The 16,686-nt window shown below is 68.5% G+C and carries 14 protein-coding genes; 10 read left to right on the top strand and 4 right to left on the bottom strand.

The window, feature by feature from the left end:
• Positions 1–7 precede the first annotated feature (7 nt).
• Positions 8–1,207 carry an aminotransferase class I/II-fold pyridoxal phosphate-dependent enzyme gene (locus tag OPU70_RS13310; protein WP_042541974.1) on the bottom strand — a complete coding sequence of 400 codons (1,200 nt, stop codon included), beginning with the start codon at positions 1,205–1,207 and terminating at the stop codon, positions 8–10.
• Between the two features lie 100 nt (positions 1,208–1,307).
• Between OPU70_RS13310 and OPU70_RS13305 the strand changes: the two genes are divergently transcribed.
• From OPU70_RS13305 to OPU70_RS13295, 3 genes are read left to right on the top strand one after another with little or no spacing between them, the layout of a single operon-like run.
• Positions 1,308–2,927 carry a S1C family serine protease gene (locus OPU70_RS13305; RefSeq protein WP_042541973.1) on the top strand — a complete coding sequence of 540 codons (1,620 nt, stop codon included), beginning with the start codon at positions 1,308–1,310 and terminating at the stop codon, positions 2,925–2,927.
• Positions 2,928–2,980: 53 nt separating this feature from the next.
• Positions 2,981–4,234: a CDP-glycerol glycerophosphotransferase family protein gene (locus tag OPU70_RS13300; protein ID WP_498557998.1), complete on the top strand. Its 1,254-nt coding sequence runs from the start codon at positions 2,981–2,983 to the stop codon at positions 4,232–4,234.
• Positions 4,231–5,667, top strand: coding sequence for a CDP-glycerol glycerophosphotransferase family protein (locus OPU70_RS13295; RefSeq protein WP_498557997.1), 1,437 nt, complete (start codon positions 4,231–4,233; stop codon positions 5,665–5,667). The genes OPU70_RS13300 and OPU70_RS13295 overlap by 4 nt, the downstream gene beginning before the upstream one ends.
• Positions 5,668–5,692: 25 nt before the next feature.
• Here the strand turns inward: OPU70_RS13295 and OPU70_RS13290 are convergent, their stop codons facing one another.
• The gene (locus OPU70_RS13290) at positions 5,693–6,718 is read right to left on the bottom strand and encodes a glycosyltransferase (protein WP_042542184.1); all 1,026 of its coding nucleotides are present in this window, start codon (positions 6,716–6,718) and stop codon (positions 5,693–5,695) included.
• A 151-nt stretch (positions 6,719–6,869) separates the two neighbouring features.
• Here OPU70_RS13290 and OPU70_RS13285 point away from each other — a divergent pair, with 151 nt between their 5' ends.
• From OPU70_RS13285 to OPU70_RS13260, 6 genes are all read left to right on the top strand, one after another.
• Entirely contained in the window at positions 6,870–8,153 is a 1,284-nt protein-coding gene (locus OPU70_RS13285) for a CDP-glycerol glycerophosphotransferase family protein (protein WP_475436094.1), read from the top strand.
• Between the two features lie 2 nt (positions 8,154–8,155).
• On the top strand, positions 8,156–8,917 hold the full coding sequence (locus tag OPU70_RS13280; protein WP_498557996.1) for a biotin--[acetyl-CoA-carboxylase] ligase: 762 nt from the start codon (positions 8,156–8,158) through the stop codon (positions 8,915–8,917).
• Positions 8,918–8,974: 57 nt separating this feature from the next.
• Positions 8,975–9,529 carry a PH domain-containing protein gene (locus OPU70_RS13275; RefSeq protein ID WP_042541968.1) on the top strand — a complete coding sequence of 185 codons (555 nt, stop codon included), beginning with the start codon at positions 8,975–8,977 and terminating at the stop codon, positions 9,527–9,529.
• Between the two features lie 89 nt (positions 9,530–9,618).
• Positions 9,619–10,743: a 5-(carboxyamino)imidazole ribonucleotide synthase gene (locus tag OPU70_RS13270; protein WP_498557995.1), complete on the top strand. Its 1,125-nt coding sequence runs from the start codon at positions 9,619–9,621 to the stop codon at positions 10,741–10,743.
• A 109-nt stretch (positions 10,744–10,852) separates the two neighbouring features.
• Positions 10,853–11,320, top strand: a complete 468-nt coding sequence (gene purE, locus OPU70_RS13265; RefSeq protein ID WP_042542183.1) for a 5-(carboxyamino)imidazole ribonucleotide mutase — start codon at positions 10,853–10,855, stop codon at positions 11,318–11,320.
• An 80-nt stretch (positions 11,321–11,400) separates the two neighbouring features.
• A complete protein-coding gene (locus OPU70_RS13260; RefSeq protein WP_498557994.1) occupies positions 11,401–12,771 on the top strand; it encodes an LCP family protein in 1,371 nt (456 codons plus the stop codon).
• A 234-nt stretch (positions 12,772–13,005) separates the two neighbouring features.
• Here OPU70_RS13260 and OPU70_RS13255 read toward each other — a convergent pair whose 3' ends face one another.
• Together OPU70_RS13255 and OPU70_RS13250 are read right to left on the bottom strand one after the other, a co-directional pair.
• Positions 13,006–13,587, bottom strand: coding sequence for an LAVTG motif-containing sortase-dependent surface protein (locus tag OPU70_RS13255; RefSeq protein ID WP_367821056.1), 582 nt, complete (start codon positions 13,585–13,587; stop codon positions 13,006–13,008).
• 143 nt (positions 13,588–13,730) lie between these two features.
• On the bottom strand, positions 13,731–15,491 hold the full coding sequence (locus OPU70_RS13250; RefSeq protein ID WP_498557993.1) for a DUF4012 domain-containing protein: 1,761 nt from the start codon (positions 15,489–15,491) through the stop codon (positions 13,731–13,733).
• 109 nt (positions 15,492–15,600) lie between these two features.
• Here OPU70_RS13250 and OPU70_RS13245 point away from each other — a divergent pair, with 109 nt between their 5' ends.
• On the top strand, positions 15,601–16,674 hold the full coding sequence (locus tag OPU70_RS13245) for a glycosyltransferase (RefSeq protein WP_498557992.1): 1,074 nt from the start codon (positions 15,601–15,603) through the stop codon (positions 16,672–16,674).
• The last annotated feature ends 12 nt before the right edge of the window (positions 16,675–16,686 follow it).

Raw genomic sequence — 16,686 nt, 5'->3', positions numbered from 1 at the left:
CGAGAGGTCAGAAGCTCGACACGAGCCTCGTCGCCGCCTCCTCGAGGATCTCCACGCGTTTGCACGCCGCGAAGCGCACCAGTCCGGCGTAGTCCTCTCGGTGCGCCTCCGACACGAAGGCAGTCAGCGGGATAGCCACCACTCCCGCGCGCTCGGGGAGCGCGCGGCAGAATTCGGCCGCATCCGCTCCGCCGAGCGCTGACGCGTCGGCGACGGTGAAGTAGCCGCCCTGCGGCGCGAACACGGTGAACCCCGCATCACGGAGTCCCTCGCCGAGGATCTCGTGCTTGTGCGCCAGCGTCGCCGCTGCACCCGCGAAGAAGTCGTCTCCGAGCCGCAGGCCCACCGCGATGGCCGGCTGGAAGGGCGAGCCGTTCACATACGTCAGGTACTGCTTGACCGTCAGCACCGCGGTGATGAGCTCCGCGGGGCCGTGCACCCATCCGATCTTCCAGCCGGTGGCCGAGAACGTCTTGCCCGCAGACGAGATCGTGAGCGTGCGCTCTGCGGCGCCGGGGAGCGTCGCGATCGGGGTGTGCGGACCTGTGAACGCAAGATGCTCGTAGACCTCGTCCGTGACGATGATCGCGTCGTGCAGCTCCGCGAGACGGACGACCTCCGCGAGCACCTCGCGATCGAAGACGGCACCCGTGGGATTGTGGGGATCATTGATCAGGATGATGCGTGTGCGGTCGGAGACCGTGGCCGCCAGGCGCTCGAGATCCGGCTGGAAGTCGGGGGCTCTCAACGGCACCGTGCGCAGTCGTGCACCTGCGAGAGCGACCGCGGCCGCATAGGAGTCGTAGTAAGGCTCGAAGACGACGACCTCGTCGTCCGCACTCTCGATGAGGGCGAGCAGAGTCGCGGTCAGCGCCTCTGTCGCGCCGGCCGTCACGATGACCTCGCGCGAGGGGTCCACGTCCAGTCCGTAGAAGCGACGCTGGTGCTCGCTGATGGCGTCGAGCAGATCGGGGGTCCCTCTGCCGGGCGGGTACTGATTCATCCCGCGGGAGATCGCCTCCCTGGCAGCCGCGAGCACCTCCGCGGGGCCGTCCTCGTCAGGAAACCCCTGCCCGAGATTGATCGCACCGGTTCGAGCCGCAGCAGCGGACATCTCTGCGAAGATGGTGGGCGCGACGCTTCCGTCTGGTGCGAGCAGACCGGCTCCCGCTGCCGTGCGCCGCCATGCTCCGGGGATGACACTCATGAAGAACAGGCTAAGGCCATAGGTGAAACTCATCTTCGCCATACGAAACGCACAGATACAGGCGTCACTCTAAGAGGGCGTTGTTGAAGGAGCACACACCATGAACGAAGACAGCACCCAGGACCACTCGGCACCTGCGTCGAATGACGCAGCGCCGTCCACCGAGGCAGCAGAGGTCGTCGACCGTTCGACGACGGATGCCGCCGCTGAGACCCCAGGCACCGTCGCCGCTCCGGGGCCGTACCAGGGACACCACGTCCCCCCGACGTTCGCGTCGTCGCCGGCACCGGCATTCGAGGCTCCGAGCGCCCCGGTCGCACCCGTGGCCCAGACGGTGCCCCAGCCCTACTTCGGAGCTCCCGGACATCAGGCAGGACAGCACCAGCCAGGACCCCAGGCCGGACAGCACCAGGCACCCGTCGGCGGCCCGACCGCGACGTCGCCCGGTGCGGCATTCGGTCTCCACACCGCGGCCGAGCCCGGCCAGCCGGTCGATGGCTCCACCAAGGTCAAGGAGACGAAGCCCCGCGCCGGAGTGAAGTTCGCCGCGATCGTGCTCGCGGCCGCCCTCGTCGGCGGCGTCGCGGGGTTCGGCGGCGGAGCGATCCTCAACGGGATCTCGGATCAGGGGTCGACGGGCGTCGCCCAGGGCCCCGAGACCATCACCGTCAACAACCCCGGGTCGGTCAACGAGACCACCGCCGTCGCGACCGAGGCACTCCCGTCGGTCGTCACGATCGAGGTGGCGGGCTCCGACCAGGGTGGCAGCGGGTCGGGCGTCATCATCAGCGACGACGGCTACGTGCTCACGAACACCCACGTGGTGACCCTCGGCGGTGCCGTGGCCGATCCGACGATCCGGGTCACCACCTCTGACGGCCGCATCTTCTCGGCGACCGTCGTCGGGACCGACCCGATCTACGACCTCGCCGTGATCAAGCTCGAGGATGCGACGGATCTCACTCCGATCGACTTCGCCGACTCGTCGAAGCTCAACGTCGGTGACACCGCGGTGGCTCTGGGAGCGCCGCTCGGTCTGTCGAACTCGGTCACGACCGGCATCGTCAGCGCCCTGAACCGCAGCATCCAGATCGCGTCGTCCGCTCTCCCCGACTCGTCGTCGGAGGATGCTCCGCAGAACGAGCAGGAGACGCCCGAAGAGGGCGAAGGCCCCTTCCAGTTCGATCTGCCTGGCAACACCTCGCAGCAGAGCTCGGAATCGATCTCGATCGCCGTGATCCAGACCGATGCGGCGATCAACCACGGGAACTCCGGCGGTGCGCTCGTGAACGCCAAGGGCGAGCTGATCGGCATCAACGTCGCGATCGCGAGTTCCGGGAGCTCGGAGGAGTCGGGTTCGATCGGAATCGGGTTCGCGATTCCCGCCAACATCGCCCAGCGCGTGTCGGAGGAGATCATCGCCGATGGTGCGGCCAGCCACGGCCTGCTCGGAGCGTCCGTCAGAGACGCCGCCAGCGTCGAGAACGCCGACGTCTCGGGGGCGTACATCGCCGAGGTCACCGGGGGCGGCGCTGCCGCGGCCGGCGGGCTGAAGGCCGACGATGTCGTGACCGCCTTCAACGGAGTGCCCATCACGAGCGCCAGCGACCTCACGGCGCAGGTGCGCGCGGCCGCCGCGGGCAGCGACGCGAAGGTCACCTACATCCGTGGAGGCAAGGAATACGAGATCGAGGTCACCCTGGGCGAGCTCGCCGGCTGACTCGGGCGATCCCGCTCACCGAGAAGGGCGTCACCCCGCGATAGGCTCGCGGGGTGGCGTCCTTCTCTTTCGGCTCCGGCAATGCGGCCAAGCTGCTTCGGATACCGCTCTACCTCGCAGGGCGCGCCGGCACGCTCGTCATCCCTCGTGGCACGCGCTGGGTGTTCGGGTGCGGGGCCGGCGTCGGAGACGGGGCTCTCGCCCTGCAGCGCCTCGTCGCGGCAGAAGGGCACGACACCGTGTGGCTGACGTCCTCCGAGCGGGAGGACAGCGACGCCGCGGCGCTCGGCATCCGCACGACGCGCAAGAACAGCTTGCGAGGCTGGTGGGCCACGGCGCGCGCCGGCGTCGTCGTGGTGACGCATGGACTCGGCGACGTGAACCGCTATGCGGTGTCCGGTGCCTTCGTCGTGCAGCTGTGGCACGGCATCCCGCTCAAGCGCATCGGTCTGGACTCGCCTGCGACCACTCAGGTCCCGGACATCCCCGGGGCTCCGGTCCTGCGCCGCCTCATCGGCATCCTCTACCGGCGTGCGGCTCAGCGCATCCGAGTGCTGCCGGCCGCGTCACACCGTTCGAGGGGGCGTCTCGAGTCGGCCTTCGCGCTCGGTGACGGCCGAGTCGTCGTCACCGGCGAGCCGCGTGTCGACGTGCTGTCGTCGGGTGACCCGATCGAGCGTCGGGCGAAGGCATCCGACGTTCTGAACCGTGCGATCGGCGGACTGCCGACCGGCTCTCGGATCATCCTCTATGCGCCGACATGGCGTGACGGAGCTGACGACCCGGCGGTCCCGACGGCTGCCCAGTGGGTGCAGATCATCCGGGTGCTCGAAGAGAGTGACGCTGTGCTGCTCGTTCGCTCCCACCCGCTCGGCGAGGGCGGGTACGCGCCTCCGCTGCCCAGCCGACGGGTCAGGATGCTCGGATCCGGAGTGCTCTCCGATGTCACGCCCGTGCTGCCGGCGGTCGACGTCCTGGTCACCGACTACTCGTCGCTCGCATATGACGTGGGGCTTCTGCGGATGCCGGTGCTCTTCCTCGCCCCTGACGCCGAGGACTATGCCCGCACGAGAGGCTTCTACGGCCGATTCCAGGACGTCGCGGGCGAGGACGCCCCGACGAGTTGGGACGCGCTTCTGCCGCAGCTGTCGGCGCTGCTGGACGATGACGACGTCTTCGCCGCGCGGTCCGAGCGTTCCGGTACGCTCAGCGCGGAGATGCACGCCTTCCGCGACGGAGGCAACACCCGGCGCGTCTACGAGAAAATCCGTGCGCGGGGGATCCCCGCGCCGAAGGGAGCAGCATGACCACGGCCAGGATCGATGAGGCGGCAGAGACGCTGGTCATCGCAGGCGCCGGTCAGCGCCCGACCACTGCGGAGCTGATCGGGCCGCGGGCCCGTGTCGACGCTCGGGTCACCGGCGGGGGAAAGATCTGGAAGGCGACGTTCCCGCTGCGCGCGTCGCGGTGGGGCGGCCCGGAGCTGCCGCTTCCCACGGGGGACTACGAGCTGCGCATCGCGGGTGCCGAGTTCGGTGATCTCCTCCTCGCCCCGGAGGTGCTGGCGGGTGTGCGGATCGCCGTCGACGGCGCGACAGTGCGGATCGCTGCGCCGATCGACCCTGCGTATGAGACGAGTGAGGGGCAGGCGACCCTCGAGGGGCGCTATGTCGCGCATCCCGGAGCCACCGAGAACGCGGTCTTCTTCGAGAGCTTCTACGGCCGCACCGTCGGCTGCAACCCTCAGGCGATCGACCGCGCCCTCTTCGCGCAGGCACCGGATGTCGTGCGCTACTGGAGTGTCGTCGATCTGTCCGTGGCGGTTCCGGACGGGGCGATCGCGGTCGTCGAGGGCAGCCCGGAGTGGTGGCGGGCCCGTGCAGCGTCGCGGCTGCTGGTCGTCAACGATTGGCTGCGTCGCAGGTTCGTCCGCAAGCCGGGGCAGAAGGTGCTGCAGACCTGGCACGGCACTCCGCTGAAGCGGCTCGCCCTGCACCGACCCGGATTCGACCCTCGCCGCATGGCGGCCGTCGTCAAGGAGTCCCGCCGCTGGGACGTGCTTCTGGCGCAGAACACCTACTCCGAGCGCATTCTGCGCAAGGCATACGCGTTCTTCGGACGACCGATCTGGGTCGAGGGATATCCGCGGAACGACGCACTCGTCACCGGTGACGCCGCCGGCATCCGCGGCGACCTCGGCATCGCCGACGGCGAGCGGGTGCTTCTGTACGCCCCGACGTGGCGCGATGATCTGACCGAGATGGTCGACTTCATCGACCCGGAGGAGCTCGCCAGGCAGACGGACTCCGTCGTGCTCGTGCGTGGTCACTCGCGCACGATCGACACCGGGCGGGATCGAGCCGGTGCCCGTGTCATCGATGTCACCGGGTATCCCGAGACCTCGAAGCTCCTGCTCGCGGCCGACGTCCTGATCACCGACTACTCGTCGGTGATGTTCGATTTCAGCGTCACGGGAAAGCCGATGTACTTCCTCGTGCCGGACCTCGATCACTACCGAGGAGAGCTCCGAGGGTTCTACTTCGATCTCGCGACCCGCGCGCCGGGGCGGCTCGTGCATTCCCAGGACGAACTCGTCACCGCGCTCGCCGACAGCACGCATGAGAGCGTCTACGCCGAGCGCTACGCCGCCTGGCGGGCGCAGTTCAACTCGCGGGACGACGGGCACTCGGCGGAGCGGGTCGTCGCGCGCATCCTCGACCAGGGGTACGTCACCAGGTGATTCGCCCCGCGCCGCCGGCGGTGCGCTAGGGGAGTGGCGTGTTGCGGGTGCCGAGACGCGATGCGTCGACGGTGTCGCGAGCACCGCGCAGCACGCCGCCGAGGAAGCCGAGGCCCCACGAGAGGTGCATGGTCGGCAGCACGAGCAGCGTCCAGAGCCTCTGCCGTGGGCCGCCCCCGCCGGGCAGGCAGGCGACGACGATCACCAGCATGAGGTACGCCACCAGCGGCAGATAGACGACGGCCGAGACGATCAGCGACAGCACTCCGGTGAGGACGCCGGTGAGCTGAAGGATCCCGGTGACGACGGCGACGGCGACGAGGACCACCAGCGCGGGGGGAGCGAAGAAGCGGATGCCGTTGCGGCGCCCGTATCGGCGCACGAGCTCGCCGCGCCATGCTCCGGTCGCCCGGAACTGACGCGCGAGGCGCAGCCAGCTCTCGCGTGGCCAGTAGGTCACGGAGAGGTTCGGGTCGAACCAGACGAGGTGCCCTGCCTGGCGGATACGGAGATTGAGCTCCCAGTCCTCGCCGCGGCGGATCGACTCGTCGAAGAGCCCCACTTCTTCGAGCACCGTCCGGCGCATGACGCCGAGGTAGGCGGATTCGGCTTCACCCTCGTGAGTGCCACCGTGATATGCGCCGCCACCGAGACCGACCGGCGAGTTGTAGAGGCGCGCCACCGACGTCTGGAACGGTGTGCGGCCGTCAGCGCGCATCACGCCTCCGACATTGGCAGCGCCCGTGCGCTCGAGGGTCTGGAGCGCGAGCGCCGCGTACCCGGGAGCGAGCTCGGAATGCGCGTCGACGCGGACGATCGTCGCGAAGCGGCTGGCCCGGATCGCCGCGTTCAATCCGACCGGGATGTGCGCGGCGGGGTTGTCGACGAGCCGGATCCGGTCGTCTTCCGCTGCGAGACGCTGAGCGAGCTCCGTCGTGCCATCGGTGGACGGCCCGAGCGCGAGCACGAGCTCGGCCGGAACGCTCAGCTCCTGCGCCAGCACGGAGGCGATCGCGTGCTCCAGGTAGGCGCGTTCGTTGAGCACGGGCATGACGAACGACACTCCGTTCTCGGGGGTGGCGATGTCGTTGTCAGGCACATGACGATCATGGCATGCACTGCTCGGACGTTCGCTGATTCGAGACAGCGAGGGTCTCGGGGAAGCCGTCGGCTCGACCGCTCGTACTCGGTATCCTGGAGGGATGGGTGCAGTGTCCGACGTGAAGAAGGCCTACCGTCTGCTGAAGCGGGCGCTCGCCTCGCGCAAGGCTGTACAGCGAGTGCGACGGCGCCTCGCCGAACGCGAACCGCACCAGCCGGAGCACTACCAGGTGGCGGTGTACTTCGCCGACGGCGATGTGAACATGTACCAGATGCGGCAGTGGTACCGCCCGCTCGCCGAGCTGTCGAAGCGGTGGCCGGTCGTCGTGCTGTCCCGTTCGGCGACGGGTGCCGACAAGCTGCTCGACGAGGACGGCCCCCCGGTCGCCTTCGTCCCCACGATCCGTGACCTCGAGAGGTTCATCTCATCGCAGGACATCCGCGTCGTCCTGTACGTGAACCAGAACACCCGCAACTTCCAGATGTTCCGCTACGGCAGGCGCTGGCACGTGTTCATCAACCACGGCGAGTCCGACAAGATGTACATGACCACGAATCAGTACAAGGCGTATGACTATGCGCTTGTCGCCGGGCAGGCCGCACGCGACCGTCTGTCGCGGACGCTCTGGGACTGGGACATCGATCGGCGCACGATCGAGATCGGCCGCCCGCAGGCCGACCACTACTCGGGGACACTCCCGTACGTGCCCGACGAGCGCACGGTCGTGCTCTATGCCCCGACGTGGGAAGGCGACCGCCCGAGCGCGCACTACGGGTCGATCGCCACGCATGGCGAGACCCTGGTCACGACGCTGCTCGCGTCCCGCGGACACCGCGTGATCTACCGGCCGCACCCCCGAAGCGGGGTCGTCGACGACGAGTACGGCGCAGCGCACCGTCGCATCATCGCGGCCATCGCCGCCGCGAACGCCGCCGACCCCACGGCCCAGCACGTGTACGACAACGGGGCGGAGCTCGGATGGCAGCTGGCTGCCGCCGATGTCGCAGTCGTCGACATCTCGGCGATGGTCTACGACCGCCTGGCCGTGGGCAAGCCGCTGATGATCACGCGACCGGCAGACGAGCGTGCGTCGATCGACACCAACGGCTACCTGTCGGACTGCGAGTGGCTCAGCGCGGACGCTGCGGGGGACATCGTCGCCGAGGTCGAACGCGTCCGTGCCGACGAGGTGGCCATCGCCAGGCTGCGTATGTGGGTGCAGCACTACTTCGGCGACACGACGCCGGGTGCCGCGACCGAGAAGTTCCACGCCGCGATCGAGCGCCTCATGAAGGAGTGGGATCAGTGGCAGGCGCACGAGGTCGGGGCGGTGCGCGGCGACGAGGACGACGACGACGAAGAGGCCGACGAAGAGGAGGTCTGACGATGGACCTTCCGCTCACCGCTGCAGTCGCCTCGCATCTCGAGGTGCTGACCGACGCGGGCTCGACCAATGAGATCCTGAGCGAACGCGCGCGCGAGTCGTTCTCGAGCCCGCACCTGTCGGTGCTCCTCACCGACAACCAGACGGCGGGTCGCGGTCGACTCGGCCGCTCCTGGACGGCCGCGCCGGGCGCGTCGCTCGCCGTCTCCGTTCTACTGCGGAGGTTGCCGTCGGCCGATGCGCGCGGCTGGATCCCGCTCGCGGCCGGGGTGGCGATGGCGGATGCGATCGCCGAGCAGCTTCTCGACCACGCGGTGGCAGTCAAGTGGCCGAACGATGTGCTGGTCGACGGTCGCAAGATCTGCGGGATCCTGGCGCAGGCGACACAGGATGCCGTGGTCGTGGGAACGGGTGTGAACACGGCGATGACAGCGTCTCAGCTGCCGGTGCCGACGGCGACCTCCTTCGCCGTGATCGGCGTGGAGGTCGACGCCGATCGCCTGCTCGCCACCTATCTACGAGCGCTCGACCAGCTGGTCGCCGACCTCGCCGCAGCGGGCGATGCCGTCTCGAGCGGCCTTCATGCCGCGGCGAGCGAGCGCTGCGCGACGATCGGTCTCGACGTGAAGGTCTTGCTCCCCGGCGACTCCGTGCTCGTCGGAACAGCCACAGCACTCGATGCCGACGGTCGACTGCTGGTGCTGTCGGAGGGCGCTGAGCGGCCGATCTCCGCGGGCGATGTGGTGCACGTCCGGCCGGCGTGACCCTGACACGCCCGGCGTGCGAGCGGCGATGTCGGCGGTTACGGGCACAATAGAGGGGTGACTCAGCCCGTGACTCTCGGCGGAAGGCCGACGATGCCACCGCCGGGTGCGCCCGCCGAAGAACTGCTCATCGCTCGGTTCCGCGCACATGCCCGGAGGCTGTTCTGGTCCGCGCTGGTGCTGGTCGCGGTGTTCGGGGCCACGACCTTCTTCTATGACAATCTCCCGGCGCCGTTCGAGAACTGGATGCTGCTGAGCGCGGCCGCAGCGATCGTCCTCCTGCTGGTGGTCGTGCCCTGGGTCGTCTGGTACTCGCGTTCGGTGACGCTCACCACGCGGCGGGTCATCGTGAACCACGGCATCGGTGCGCGCAACAGGCAGGAGATGTCGCACGCTCGCGGCTATACGATCGGCGTCCGCCGCGGCGTGATCCAGCGGATGTGGGGAGTCGGCACGATCACCCTGTCCAACGGGGTCGACGCGCCGCTGCGGCTCGCCAACGTCCCGAACGTGACGCTCGTGCACGAGACGCTGGCCGATCAGATCGAGGTCAGTCAGATCCTGGCGCACCGCGATGCGCAGGCGGGCAACGACGGGACCGCGGGGTTCTGAGCAGAGCCTCGCTTGGCCGTGGTCGGCGCGACGAGTGAACGGCGTGCGCGCCGATGCGCGAGAATGGTCAGGACGAATGGAGGCGGCCCATGGCGCTGCGCGTTGGTGTGATCGGTGGAGGCCAGCTGGCTCGGATGATGATCGCTCCGGCGGTCGAGCTCGGACTCGACCTGAGGGTGCTCGCTGAAGACGAGGGGATGGCGGCGCAGCTCGCCGCGACCGAGGTCGGCGACTATCACGACCTCGAGGTCGTCCGCGCGTTCGTCGCAGACGTCGACGTCGTCACCTTCGACCACGAGCACGTCCCTCAGCAGGTGCTGCGGGCTCTCGTCGCCGAGGGCGTCGCGGTGCACCCCGGGCCCGATGCTCTGCAGTTCGCCCAGGACAAGCTCCTCATGCGGGCGCGGCTCGAAGAACTCGGCGTTCCTCAGCCCGACTGGGCGCCGGTTCGCGATGCGTCCGAGCTGCAGGCGTTCCTCGATGAGCACGACGGGCAGGGTGTCGTGAAGACGCCGCGCGGTGGCTACGACGGCAAGGGCGTGCGCGTCGTCCGAGCGGCGAGAGAGGCTCAGGACTGGCTCGACGGGCTCGCCGACGGCGAGGCGCTGCTGGTCGAGGAGCTGGTCGGATTCGTTCGCGAGCTCGCGCAGCAGGTGGCCCGCCGTCCCAGCGGCCAGATCGTCGCCTATCCGGTCGTCGAGACCGTGCAGCGCGAGGGCGTGTGCGCCGAGGTGATCGCGCCGGCGCCGCATGCGACCGACCGTCTCGCCCAGGTCGCCGAAGAGATCGGGCGGTCGATCGCCGAAGGACTCGGGGTCACGGGCATGCTCGCGGTCGAGCTCTTCGAGACCGACGACGAGCGGATCCTCGTGAACGAGCTGGCGATGCGCCCGCACAACAGCGGCCACTGGAGCCAGGACGGCGCCGTGACCGGACAGTTCGAGCAGCATCTGCGTGCGGTCGCCGATCTGCCCCTCGGCGACACCGCGCCTCACGCCGCCTGGTCCGTGATGGTGAACATCCTCGGAGGGCCGCAGAGCGGCTCGCTCGGCGAACGCTTCGCGGGAGCGATGGAGGCGCATCCGTCGGCCAAGATCCACACCTACGGAAAGGCCCCGCGTCCTGGCCGCAAGGTCGGACACGTGAACGTGACAGGCGACGACCTCGACGATGCGGTGTACGTGGCCCGTGCGGCAGCGGCTCACTTCGACTGAGGGTGCGTCGAGGGGTGTGCCGTTCGGGGTTTCTCCCAGCACCAGACCGTAGCCTGAGTGGGTGACTGAGCCATTGCACTCCTCCACCGCGCCCCTCGTCGGCGTCGTCATGGGATCCGACTCCGACTGGCGCGTGATGAGCGACGCCTCTCAGTCGCTGACGGACTTCGCGATCCCGCACGAGGTGGAGGTCGTGTCTGCGCACCGCACCCCTGACAAGCTCATGCAGTACGCGAGGGAAGCGCGCGGTCGCGGCATCCGAGTGATCATCGCAGGCGCCGGTGGCGCCGCACATCTTCCCGGGATGCTCGCCTCGATGACGGCGCTGCCGGTCATCGGCGTCCCCGTGCCTCTCGCCTACCTCGACGGGATGGACTCGCTCCTGTCGATCGTGCAGATGCCCGCCGGCATCCCTGTCGCGACGGTGTCGATCGCGGGAGCGCGCAACGCGGGTATCCTCGCCGCACGTATTCTCGGCACCTCCGACGACGACCTCGCCGATCGCATCGAGGCGTACGCGCTCGATCTCGAAGCGCAGGTCGAGGAGAAGAACGATCGGCTGAAGGGGTCCCTGTGACCCTTGCGCCGCCGCGAGGGTCGGCGCGACCGCTGATCGAGACCCGCCCCCTGCGGCATCCGAACACCGCGGATCCAGGGATGATGACCAAGCGCGGCTGGTGGCTGGTGCTGTTGAACATGCTCGTGCCCGGTTCTGCTCAGGTGCTGGCCGGCAATCGCCGGCTCGGGCGCATCGGTCTCGGAGCGACGCTGCTCGCGTGGTTCCTCGTGATCGTGGGCGCGGGTTTGGCGCTGTTCGCGCGGCCGGTGCTGCTGTGGCTCACCGTCGGTGGCGGCTGGTTCTCGGCGGTCGTCCTCACGCTCGTTCAGGTGCTACTGATCGCCTACCTCGTGCTGTGGGTGGTGCTCACCTTCGACGTGCTGCGTCTCGTCAGACTGATCAGAGTCCCCGGTCCCTCGAAATTCGCGATCCCTCTCGTCGCCCTCCTTCTGCTCGGTCTCGTCGGAACGGGCACCGGATACGCCGCGTCCTATGTCGGCACCGCGCGGGGCACGATCAACACGATCTTCGGCCAGAGCGGGCCGAGTCTGCCGCCGAGCGAGGGGTACTACAACATCCTGCTGCTCGGAGCGGACAGCGGTGAGGGCCGCGACTCGATGAGGTTCGACAGCATCTCGGTGGTCTCGGTGAACGCGACCACCGGCGCCGTCACGATCACCGGCATCCCGCGTGAGCTTCCCAATGCGCCCTTCAGCGAGGGAAGCCCGATGCAGGCGCTGTACCCGAATGGCTTCGAGGGTCACAGCTCGAGCTCATGCGGATGGAACGGCTGGATGAACCACGTGCGCAACGCCGCGGAGATCTGCCGAGACGACAACGGCGCCTCGCTGTATCCGGACGCTGCGGCGCACGGTTCCGATGCGGGAATCGAGGCCACCAAGGATGCGGCCGAGGGCGTTCTCGGCATCGAGATCCCGTACTACGTCTTCGTCGACATGCACGGTTTCGCAGCGCTCGTCGACGCACTCGGCGGCGTGGACATCAATGTGACGGAACGGCTTCCCAAGGGCGGTCCGCCCGAGGGCACGGACCCCTACGACGTGGATGCGTGGGCGATCGGCTGGATCGAGGTCGGTCAGCAGCACATGGACGGCGACACCGCCCAGTGGTACGCGCGATCGCGCTACACGACGAGCGACTGGGACCGCATGAAGCGCCAGCGCGAACTGCAGGAGGCGATTCTCGCGCAGTTCACACCGCAGACCGTGCTCACGCGGTTCAACGAGGTGGCTTCTGCGGGAACAGCGCTGATCAGCACCGATCTGCCTCAGGACAAGCTGCCCGAGTTCTTCGACCTGATGACCAAGGCTCGTGAGCAGCCCGTCACCACGGTCGAGCTCACCCCCGAGCAGGGTGTAGACGAGCACGCTCCGGACTACGGTTTCATCCACGAGATGATGCAGCAGACGCTGCATCCTCCGACGGAGACCCCGACCCCGACGCCGTGATCGGCCGTGCCGTGATCGTCGACGCGTGGTCGGCGGTCGCCGGTCGCGATGCCGCGAGCGGCGTCGGCGTGGTTCGACCATCAGGAACGCATGAGTGAGCCCACGGCCACCACCTGAGAGTGAAGGTTGTGGCCGTGGGCCTCCGGTGCATGACCGGATTCACCAGACGACGGTGATCGGAGGGGGAGGGATCACCGTCGTCCAGTCGACTCCCGCTGAGAGCGGGAATCTGATCTAGGCGCGCTTGCGGCGGGTGACGCCTGTCGCGACGAGCACTCCACCGGCCACGAGTGCGGCTGCCCCACCTCCGAGGACCCACGGCGACACGCTGCCGCCCGTGAGTGCCAGCTCGAGCCCACCGCCGGTGAGCGGAAGCTCTGTGCCTGCGGATGCGACCCCGGGGTCGTGGTCGCAGCTCACGGCGGAGTCATGGCCGTGTGAGACCGTGATGGTCGCCGTGTACGACCGCGAACCGCTGAAGGCCAGGGCATAGGAGCCCTCTCCGTCGGACGGCGGGCGGAACGTGACCACGAGGCTGCCGTCGGCGGCCGCAGTGTTGCCCGAGACGGCCGAGTCGCCGGCGTTGAGGCCGGAGACGGATACGCCGACGTTCTCGGACGGCAGGAAGTAGCCTGCGCCGAACGCGACAGTGGACACTTCGCAGATGTCGATGATCGGATCATCGACGGTCACGCGCGGTGTGCCCGCGTACGAGTCCGACTCGGTCGGAACGACCGGCGCGGCAGAGGCGACAGCAGGGGCCATGAGCACGAGTACGCCAGCGGTAAGGCTGATGGCAGCCAGTTTCTTCAGCATGATTCTCCCCAGAAATACACGCGGAATCGCCTTCGAATACACCCCTGCATCCGACTGCGTGAGTTCTTCCTGTCCCCACGACAGAATTGCAGAACTCAGATATTCCCCAGTGGGATTGACACTACATCATGGAATCGGGAAAGTCACGAGGCGCAGCGCAGTTGCTCGCGAGTTGTCTCCGGAGTGTTCACCATGGGCGTGTGGTCGACCACCGTCAGTCGTTCTCCAGCCCCGGTTCCCTGGAATTCGACGGTGATCTTCGACGATTCCCCCGGGGCCAGGAGGACCTCCTGCTGAACCGCCGATCGGGAGCCGAGCAGAGCCGTCTGCACGCCCACCTCTTCTCCGTCGCGGTCGATGTGAGACGGAGTCGCACCTTCGGGGCCGTACACGGTCACGAGCGTCCGGGTCGACCCGGCAGGTACTCCGTAGAACCCGTCAGCGGTCACGTAGGGCGGCAGAGATGTCCCGGCGTCGGCAGGTGCATCGTTCTTCCAGGTCACCGTCACCTGCGTGGTCTGCTCGCCATCGCAGGTGCCGATCGAGGTCGTGATGGTGGCATCGGCATAGAAGTCCATCTTGCCGCCGGTGGTGTCGTTCAACAGGACGCCCACATGGGTCTGAGTGTCGTCCTCCGGCAGCGCCCCGCCGAGAGAAGAAGCCGACAGGATCGCCTCCTCGTCTTCATGCGCGCTCCAGATGCGGATGCGCCGCTCGTCGGCTGACGCCGAGAGAGCGGCGACGAGATCCTTCGGATCCGCCTCGGTCAGCGCGGCGGAGAGAAGCGCTCCTGCCGCTTGCGAGAAGATCTCGTCCTGTGCGAGAGGATCGGGCACCGCGGCGTAGATCTCGGAGAGCAGCAGGTCGACCACGGTGTCTTCAGTGGCGGTGAACGGCCCGAACGCGAGCGGTCCCGTGGCTGCGACGAGGTTCTCGGTCATCACGGCGTCGACCGCGATGACACCGTCGACCGGCTGACCGAAGCGGTCCTGCCATCGCTTCGCGATCGCGGGTCCCGCCTCGGTGAAGTCGGGGATGCTCGTCAGGTTCTGCATGTAGCGACCCGGACGATCCTCGAAGAGGGCGACGGTCGACTCGCTGAGCGGGATCGGCGTCTCGAGGGCGGGGAAATCCGGGACGGAGGCCTGTTGTACGAGTGTGATCCGGCCGTTCTCGGCGTGAAGAAGCGCGATCGCACCGATGATGCCACCGGACGATCGCAGCTCGGCATTGTTCTGCATCGCGAGCACGTAGTTCCGTGGCCCTTCCGCGCCGAGCATGCTCGGCAGCAGCGCGGACGCGCCGTGCAGCGCTCCGACCACCGTGGCGGCCTGCGTGACGGTCGTCCTCATCTCTCGCACTGCATCGGCGAGCGGGGGCAGGGTCGCGTCCGCGTCGATGCCGAGGGCGCGTGTCTCGGCCGAGGTCAGCGTCGCGCTGGCCTCGGCGAGAGAGGGCTCGATCTGCGCGAAAGGCGTCAGATCGATGGCGCCGCCCGAGAGTCCGAGACTCGCGAGGTCGAGTGCATCAGCGGCCTCCAGAACGGGGACGAGAGCATCCGAGGCGACGTCGTCGGCGATCTCGGCGACCTCGCTCACCGCCGAGAAGTTCGGACCGACCCACGGCAGCAGTCCGAATCCGAGCCAGATCGGGTCGGACGTCAGGTCGTGGGCCGACTCCGCATGGTGGGCGATGCGGGAGGACAGCGATGCTGCCTTCTCGAGGTCGCCCTGGCCGATCGCCTGCTTGAGCTTCGATGACGACGCCGCGACCTCCTGCAGGTTGTTCACCGCGCCGATGCCGCGGATGGCGACCCAGCCGACCGCGAGCACGAGGAAGATCACGATCACGCCGATGGTCCACCGCAACCACCGACGACGTACAGGCAGGCGTCCGTCACTCACCCCTGCATTCAAGCACGAAGCGACATATCGGGGGTGCGGAGCTGTCCGATCCTCGTCGCTCGCGGTCACGCTCCCAGGTTCAGGGTGGTCGGGCGATTACTGTTGTCGCATGGGTGCTCGGCTGCGTGTGGTTCTGGATCAGCTGACGCATGTCGTGCACGCGGATCACGCATCGGCGGCATCCGACCTCACCGCGGCGCTGATCTCGACAGCCCCCTCCGGGTGCGATGTCGAGGCGATCGTCCCCTCCGGCGTCGAGGTGCCGATCCCCGGTCTCGCGGATGTGCGCAGACTGTCGCTCGCGCGCCGCGAGCTCGCGGCGTCGTGGCAGCTGGGGATCGTGCGGGGGGTCGGCGGAGGTCTCATCCATTCGCCGACGCTGATGGCCCCGCTGGTGCGGCACGATCGCCTGCACGACCACGACCAGACGACCGTGACGCTGTGGGACCTGCAGGCGTGGGAAGAGCCGGACTCTCTCTCGAAGACCGCCGTCGCCTGGCAGCGGGCGATGCTGAAGCGAGCCGTCAAGCACGCGGATGCCGTCGTCGTGCCCTCGCACGCCGTCGGCGCGCGCCTGGCGGAGATAGCGAAGCTGAGCGGACGGATCCGCGTCATCCCCGGTGCTGCCCCGTGCGGCCTCGTGGTCCCGTTCGACGCGACCGCACGACGAGCCGCCCTTTCTCTGCCCGCGGGCTATCTGGTGCTCACTGGCTCCGCCGATTCGCTCGAGCACGGTTTCCGGGCGGCGATCGCAGCAGGCAAGGAAGCCGTCGTGCTCGACGCGCCAGAAGGCTCCGAGCCGAGGCTGGCCGAGGTCGCAGCGGCCGCAGGACTGTCCGAATCGAAAGCGCACATCCGCGGGTCGCTGTCCGTCGAAGATCGGGCAGCCGTCCTCGCAGGCGCGTCCGCGCTGGTGGCGACGAGTTCTCGCGCCGCGTGGCCCTGGCGTGCTGTCGAGGCGATGACCCTCGGTGTGCCCGTGGTCGCCGTCGAGAGCGGAGTGCACCATGACGTGATCGCCGACGGGGGAGTGATCGCCGAGCCGACGGAGATCGCCGAGGCCGTGGCTGACGCGGTCGGTGACGGCTCGCGCCGCCTGAGCGTGCTCGGCGCCGACCGGTCTCGCTCTTTCTCGTGGCTGGGCGCGGCCGAACGCGTGTGGGGACTGCACGCAGACCTGTGAGCCCCGAGACCT

It is taken from the genome of Microbacterium sp. SWDP-B6, from assembly GCF_059803615.1.
This window is presented reverse-complemented; position numbering and strand designations above follow the sequence as displayed.

Excerpts from the sequence above, each read along its gene's own strand:
- OPU70_RS13310 (WP_042541974.1), bottom strand. The coding sequence starts at position 1,207 with ATGAGTGTCATCCCCGGAGCATGGCGGCGCACGGCAGCGGGAGCCGGT.
- OPU70_RS13305 (WP_042541973.1), top strand. The coding sequence starts at position 1,308 with ATGAACGAAGACAGCACCCAGGACCACTCGGCACCTGCGTCGAATGAC.
- OPU70_RS13295 (WP_498557997.1), top strand. The coding sequence starts at position 4,231 with ATGACCACGGCCAGGATCGATGAGGCGGCAGAGACGCTGGTCATCGCA.
- OPU70_RS13290 (WP_042542184.1), bottom strand. The coding sequence starts at position 6,718 with ATGCCCGTGCTCAACGAACGCGCCTACCTGGAGCACGCGATCGCCTCC.
- OPU70_RS13285 (WP_475436094.1), top strand. The coding sequence starts at position 6,870 with ATGGGTGCAGTGTCCGACGTGAAGAAGGCCTACCGTCTGCTGAAGCGG.
- OPU70_RS13280 (WP_498557996.1), top strand. The coding sequence starts at position 8,156 with ATGGACCTTCCGCTCACCGCTGCAGTCGCCTCGCATCTCGAGGTGCTG.
- OPU70_RS13270 (WP_498557995.1), top strand. The coding sequence starts at position 9,619 with ATGGCGCTGCGCGTTGGTGTGATCGGTGGAGGCCAGCTGGCTCGGATG.
- purE (WP_042542183.1), top strand. The coding sequence starts at position 10,853 with ATGGGATCCGACTCCGACTGGCGCGTGATGAGCGACGCCTCTCAGTCG.
- OPU70_RS13260 (WP_498557994.1), top strand. The coding sequence starts at position 11,401 with ATGATGACCAAGCGCGGCTGGTGGCTGGTGCTGTTGAACATGCTCGTG.
- OPU70_RS13255 (WP_367821056.1), bottom strand. The coding sequence starts at position 13,587 with ATGCTGAAGAAACTGGCTGCCATCAGCCTTACCGCTGGCGTACTCGTG.
- OPU70_RS13245 (WP_498557992.1), top strand. The coding sequence starts at position 15,601 with ATGGGTGCTCGGCTGCGTGTGGTTCTGGATCAGCTGACGCATGTCGTG.